This is a genomic window from candidate division KSB1 bacterium (genome assembly GCA_022562085.1).
Taxonomy (GTDB): domain Bacteria; phylum Zhuqueibacterota; class Zhuqueibacteria; order Oceanimicrobiales; family Oceanimicrobiaceae; genus Oceanimicrobium.
This window is the reverse complement of sequence record JADFPY010000487.1, coordinates 1-2,177: the sequence shown is the minus strand read 5'-3', so window position 1 is coordinate 2,177 and position 2,177 is coordinate 1. Positions and strand designations below refer to the sequence as shown.

Below are 2,177 nucleotides of genomic sequence, written 5' to 3'. Positions count from 1 at the left end.
TCCAACCATAAACGACACTGTCCTCTGCTGCTTCCTGGGCGAGCGTGGGGGTACTTAAAACAACGATTAAAGCAGCCAACAAAAATAATTTGAAAATTTTCATGTGTTGCCTCCCATTCCTTAGAAAAGTATTGTCAAAAGTTTTTACTTTATATAAGGACTAAGTTTATTATTTATCAGGAATTACTTGCTTTTTTCTCACCCTCCCCTTAATTTTAGAGGATATGAGGAGAGGATTTCTATGGATCGTATTTCCCGTTTTGTTTTATGGATTTGCTCCAAATTTAACCGAGAGCAAATCGAACGTATTGTCGTCGAACTTCAGGACATCCTGTCTAACCGCAATCCTGAGGTGAAACCAAAAGACGATTTTAAAAAAAACATCCGAACTACCGGGACTTCTATGTAGACCCGCTCAGGCCACTGGTAAAGCCGCCGCCTTCGGAACCACAATTAGACTGGCGCGAGCTGCTGGCTCAATTTGAGCAAGTCCATGGTCAGTCGCTTTTGCCTATCTCTCATCGCAACCCAAAGGGCAAAGTGCCTGATGCCACATGTCCTCATTGTGGCGCGCCAGCCCAGTTTCTCTATTTCAATGACGGCAAGCTCCGAAGCCAGGTGCGTTGCAAGGTTTGTAGCGGCGTTTCACAACTCGGCAAGCCATTTAGAAAACCCAAAACCAAATACTGGTGTCCCCATTGCCAGCATGCCCTTTATCGATGGAAACAAAAACAACTCTGCACCAGCTACAAATGCGATAATGACAACTGCCCTGCTTATCTGATGGCCTTGGCCAAACTCAATCCACAAGAAAAAGAACTCCGGAAGACGAAATCATCGCAATTCAAGCTACACTATCAATACCGCGAGTACCATTTTAACAAAGAACACCTGATGCACGCTGCTCCAGAAAGCTCAAAAGTCGACCTTGATAAAATCTACAACTCAGCCAACGTCCTCGGGCTGGTGCTGACATTTCATGTCTCGTTTGCAATTGCTGCCAGAAAAACCGCCCAAATCCTGAGACAAGTCTTTAAGATTCAAATCTCCTATCAAACCGTGCTCAACTATGCCGAAGCCGCCGCACCCTACTGCCATCACTTCAACATAGCTTTCAAAGGCGACATTGACGACGATAATAGCGGCGACGAAACCTACATCAAAATCGCTGGCGAGCATGCTTATACTTTCTTCTTTATCTCATCTGAAAATCGCAAAATCACCGCCTATCATGTTGCCGACTCGCGCGACACCCTCCCGGCAACTACCGCTATGACCGAGGCCATCAGAACAGCAAAACCAAATCAAAAACTCGCTCTGATTACCGACGGCAATCCATCCTATCCGGCTGGCCTGCACTTCATCAATGAAAAACGTGACGAAGATAACCAAATTCAACATTACAAAGTGATCGGCTTACAAAATCTCGACGATGAATCCGAGCTCAATCGACATTTCAAACAAATGATCGAAAGACTCAATCGTACCTACAAATACCACATCCGGGCGGCCAGCGGCTTTAAATCAACCAATGGCGCCGTTGCCCTAACCACCCTCTTTGTCACCTACTACAACTTCCTAAGACCCCATATGGCGCTGGGATATAAAGTCCCCATCCCAAAAACAGAAATCAATCTCCTCGAGACAATCCAGGCAAAATGGTGCAAAGTTATCGAGATGGCAAGGCAAACCTACACGCTTTCTTGATTTCAAAGAACTAAATCCTTACATTTACCTCTAACCGGTGAAACGGAAGCGGACAACGCTGGCGAGCGACCCGCCAAGGGATAGCCGGCTGCGGAGTTATGAAGTCATGGCTCACAAGCCCCCTGATGGATGATGGGGGCTTCTTTATTTTTACTATCATAACTCTGCCCATGCCTTATAAACGCATTCACTTATCAGCTATCAAACACTCATGCTCATGCTTTCAGAAAACCTCCCTTTCTTTCATAGAACTTTTGACACTACCTGTCATTGATAAAATGGATAGTAGAATCAATGCAAAGACCTTCACCCGAAAAGGTCTTAAGCCATAGAAAATCAATAAAGAAGCAACTCGTCCAGAATCTTAAAGAGCATTTTGAATATTATTATGGTGAGGTAATTATTGTAGACGTGAATAGACTTAGCTCCTATCCGAAGCATATTTTCAAAACTGAAGTCAAAGGACTTTA

Annotated in this window: 2 protein-coding genes; both read left to right on the top strand. The window is 44.5% G+C overall.

The window, feature by feature from the left end; translation table 11 throughout:
• The first annotated feature begins 241 nt into the window (after positions 1–241).
• Entirely contained in the window at positions 242–409 is a 168-nt protein-coding gene (locus IH879_22595; GenBank protein ID MCH7677718.1) for a hypothetical protein, read from the top strand.
• Between the two features lie 98 nt (positions 410–507).
• The gene (locus tag IH879_22590) at positions 508–1,707 is read left to right on the top strand and encodes a DDE-type integrase/transposase/recombinase (protein ID MCH7677717.1); all 1,200 of its coding nucleotides are present in this window, start codon (positions 508–510) and stop codon (positions 1,705–1,707) included.
• The last annotated feature ends 470 nt before the right edge of the window (positions 1,708–2,177 follow it).